Source organism: Citrobacter sp. Awk 2, from assembly GCF_028069815.1.
Classification (GTDB): domain Bacteria; phylum Pseudomonadota; class Gammaproteobacteria; order Enterobacterales; family Enterobacteriaceae; genus Citrobacter.
In genome coordinates, this window is sequence record NZ_JANEWL010000177.1 from 1 (window position 1) to 4113 (window position 4113).

Annotated in this window: 4 protein-coding genes and 1 pseudogene; all 5 read left to right on the forward strand. The window is 59.0% G+C overall.

Annotated elements, in window-relative coordinates:
• Nucleotides 1-140, forward strand: a 140-nt coding sequence (locus NNO02_RS22765) for a hypothetical protein (RefSeq protein WP_271455827.1), incomplete at its 5' end; no start/stop codon positions are given.
• Between the two features lie 18 nt (nucleotides 141-158).
• Nucleotides 159-1496 (forward strand): type VI secretion system baseplate subunit TssK, encoded by a 1338-nt coding sequence (tssK, locus tag NNO02_RS22770; protein WP_271455824.1) that lies wholly within the window; start codon nucleotides 159-161, stop codon nucleotides 1494-1496.
• Nucleotides 1493-2146, forward strand: a complete 654-nt coding sequence (gene tssL, locus NNO02_RS22775; protein ID WP_271455825.1) for a type VI secretion system protein TssL, short form — start codon at nucleotides 1493-1495, stop codon at nucleotides 2144-2146. Before tssK ends, tssL begins: the two co-directional genes overlap by 4 nt.
• A 3-nt stretch (nucleotides 2147-2149) precedes the next feature.
• Nucleotides 2150-3865, forward strand: coding sequence for an OmpA family protein (locus NNO02_RS22780; protein WP_271455826.1), 1716 nt, complete (start codon nucleotides 2150-2152; stop codon nucleotides 3863-3865).
• Between the two features lie 13 nt (nucleotides 3866-3878).
• A pseudogene (hcp, locus tag NNO02_RS22785) lies at nucleotides 3879-4113 on the forward strand (type VI secretion system effector Hcp); the annotation flags it as partial.

The window sequence follows — 4113 nt, forward strand, 5'->3', positions numbered from 1 at the left end:
ACGCGAAGGTCGTTGTGGAGGATATCGAGGATAACCCGGGGTTCTTCCGCGTGAAGTTGTACGCCATCCCGCACTTCCAGGTGGAAGGCATGGACGTCAACCTGTCACTGGTTTCCCAGATGCCGAAAGCCAAATCGTAAGGCGAGGGGAAACCAGGGATGAAAATTTACCGCCCACTTTGGGAGGATGGGGCTGCTCTGGCCCCGCAACAGTTCCAGCAGCAGGCTCGCTGGAATGGACACGTTGCCGACATGGTCGCCCGGATGGGTATTTCTCATCCCTGGGGCGTGGTTGCGGCAGAGTTTGATGACGCTGCACTGGCACTCGCGCGCCTGAATGCCACCCGTCTGGTGGTGCGCTTTCAGGATGGTACCCTTGTTGATACCGAACTGGCCGATAACCTTCCGCCAGTCTGTGATTTTTCCACCGCAAGTGGCTCTGAAACCGTTGAAGTGGTTGTTGCCCTGCCGTTACTGAGCGCCAGTGGCGGCAACCTCGATAACGGCCAGGACAGTGAGCGCCCGCGTCGCTGGAAAGCTGAGCGTGTTGTGGTTCAGGAACTGGCCGGGCATGAAAGTGGGGAACTCGCCATTCTGCGTAATGCCATCACGCTTCGTTTGTCTACGCAGGAAAACTCCGCTTATCTGACCTGTCCGGTGACCCGCCTGGTGCGTAATGTGCAGGGGCAGTGGAGCCGAGACCCGGCCTTTATCCCGCCGATGCTGTCTGTTGCCGCGAGCCCGTGGCTGACCACTGAACTGGGTGACCTGCTGGTCCGCCTACAGGCACGACGTAAGCGTCTGATGGCCATGCGCCGTGAAAGCAATGAGCGGATGGCCGACTTTGCGGTCGCGGATGTCTCCCTGTTCTGGCTGCTCAATGCCCTGAATAGCGCCGAGCCGGTACTGATGGAACTGCTGCAGACGTCGGAGCGTCATCCAGAACTGATGTACTGCGAACTGGCACGTCTGGCAGGCAGCCTGCTGACCTTCTCACTGGAGCACGATGCTGGGGACATTCCTGCTTATCAGCACGATGCACCGGAGCGGGTATTCCCGCCGTTGCTGGCACTGCTCGATAAGCTGCTGGAAGCGAGTTTGCCGTCTCGAGTGGTGAGTATCCATCTGGAGCATCAGGATCAGATCTGGAAAGGTGCTCTGCACGATGCGCGCCTGCGCGAAGGGGCGGATTTCTACCTCTCCGTACGCTCCTCCATGCCGAACCATGAGCTTCAGACGAGATTCCCGCAGCTGTGTAAAGCGGGCAGCTTTGATGATGTGTCGGACGTGGTGAATGTGGCCCTGAGCGGAATGGTTATCAAACCTCTGACGCATGTTCCGGCCGCTATCCCGTTACGTCTTGAGAATCAGTATTTCTCGCTGGATCTGAGTACTGATGCGGGTCGCGCGATGCTTGAGATGGGCAGTTGCACCTTCTATACCCCGCGCTCACTGGGGGATGTGAAACTTGAACTCTTTGCGGTGCTGCGCTCATGAATAAATCCGAACTCAGCCAGACAGAACGTATTTTTTACCCGGGGTGGCTGATGGCCAGCCAACTGCGAGGCGGTCAGGAAGTCCGTGATGGGGAAGGGCTCTATCGTCGGGCCTGCCATCTGGTGTTGGAGGCAAAAGCGGCGCTCACGGAGGCAGGTTACAGCGATATCAGCCGTGACCATATGGTGTATGCCCTGTGCGCACTGCTTGATGAAAGCGTGATGAACCGGGGAACCACCGATGATGGCTATTTGATCTGGCACCGTGACCCGCTACAGGCGCATTTCTTTGGCACCCTTAATGCCGGTGAGGATTTATGGGAAAGGATCCGAAACCTGCTGAAAGAAACCGCCCCTGACGCCGCCGTCCTGACCTGCATGTACCGGACTCTGCAACTGGGGTTCGTGGGTCAGTATCGTGCCCAGGATGATGAGCGTCGGGAAGATATTGTTCGCGTTCTCGCGGAACGGGTGCCGGCCTTCACGGTGGTGCAGGACGCCCCCATTGTTGCACGCGCTTCACGTCTGCATAGTGGCCGTCGCTGGTACTGGCTGAGTTGGGTTGTGGCCGCTGTCGCCCTGGCGGCGCTCTGGTTCTTTCTTTCGTCTTCGCTTACCGATCTGGTAAGCCAGACCGTCAGGCCGGGGTAAGCGATGCGGGATGCGTATCGAAGTCTGTTAACTGCTCTGGGGGCTGTACTGGCGCTGTGGCTCATTCTCGGATTCTGGCCACTGTCTACAGGTAGCCGTTTGGCACTTAGCCTGTTGGCTGTTCTGGTGTCCGGGGTGATGTTCTGGCGTCAGAGCTGGGCTTCTCAGGCGCGAGCGGCCGCTGCCCGGGAGATTGTGGATGAAAACCTGCCCCCGGAAGACTTTCAGGGGGCGGTGATCCTGGTCTGTGGGGATAACGCTCCACTGTTTGTGTCTGGCTCCCACCATCGGGAAACCCGGCAGGGATGGTATCTGTGGGTGAAAGATGCGGAACAGCTGCCACTCTTTGCCCAACACCTGAGTCTGGCGCGCCCGGCTCTGGTATCTCAAATCTCCGTCATGCTGGCGGTGGTACCTGAACAGCACACATCCGGTGATAATTTTACCCAGTCTCTGCGGGGCTGGCAGCGTGCTGTGGTCCAGTGCCGTGCGGCGTTTGGCACGATTCCCCCGCTGTGGACCGTGACCTGGGTATCGCCCCCTGCGGTCTGCGCGGAGCCCGAACCCGTCTGGTTTACCACTGTAAGCCAGCGAAGCGGTATTCAGGTGTATCAGCCCGGTCAGGGCAATGTGTCATTGACGGAGTGGACCCGGGATAGTGGATCTGACGGGCGACTTTCTCGTCTGAGTCTGGGTCTGTGGCTGGACAGCCTGCTTGCCTGGCAGAACCGCGCGGTGAATGACCTGCTGTCGGTACGGCTGGGTGAACTACCGATGATGAAACTCTGCGTACAGGGCATGTGCATGGTGTCGGTGAGCGGTGCCGCGGGCAATATCTGGCAACAACACATCACTTCTGTGACGTCGCTGCCACCGGATACGGCCGAGACCACAGCGCTACTGCCATTGCCTGAGCAGCTGTTGCCAGCGTTACCACGCCGGCGCGGCGTCAGCCGCCGAATGGTGTTCTGGCGTCATGCCGGACTACTGGGCGGAATTTTCCTCGCGCTGGCCATGCTGGCGTCCTGGATGAACAACCAGCGCCTCATTCGTAATGTTGGCGATCACCTTGCGTTGTATCACCAACTGGCGGGGAATCCTGTGGCACCGAAACTGCGGGCGCAGCAGCGCCTTAGGGCTGATGGTGCATTTCTGGACGACTGGCAGCGCCGTGGGGAGCCACTGCGTTATCGCCTGGGTCTGTATCAGGGGCTGCGCCTGATTCCGTACGTTGAGGCCGCCGTCAGCGACTGGGCACCTCCGCCCCCGCCTCCACCGGTCATTAAAAAAATCATTCAGGGCCCGAAAACCATTCGCCTCGACAGCATGTCGCTGTTCGATTCGGGTAAATACGACCTCAAAACCGGCTCCACCAAAATGCTGGTGAACTCGCTGGTCGGCATTAAGGCGAAGCCGGGCTGGCTGATTGTGGTCGCAGGCCACACGGATAACACCGGGAATGCGCAACTGAACCAGGCGCTGTCACAGAAACGTGCTGAAGCGGTGCGCGACTGGATGCGGGACACCGGTGACGTGCCGGAAAGCTGTTTTGCGGTGCAGGGCTATGGCGCAAGCCGTCCGATCGCAACCAATGACACCCCGGAGGGCCGTGTGCTCAACCGCCGTGTCGAAATCAGTCTGGTACCGCAGGCCAGTGCCTGCCAGATACCGGGCAAACCCTCAGCGTTATCGCAGGATGATGACGTTTCTCAACATTAATGGAGTAAATCCGATGGCAATTCCTGTTTATCTGTGGCTGAAAGACGACGGCGGCGCGGACATCAAAGGGTCTGTTGACGTTCAGGATCGTGAAGGCAGCATCGAGGTTGTTGCGCAGGAGCATAACCTGTACATCCCGACCGACAACAACACCGGCAAGCTGACCGGTACCCGTATCCACACCCCGTTCCTGTTCACCAAGGAAATCGATTCGTCCAGTCCGTACCTGTACAAGGCGGTGACCACCG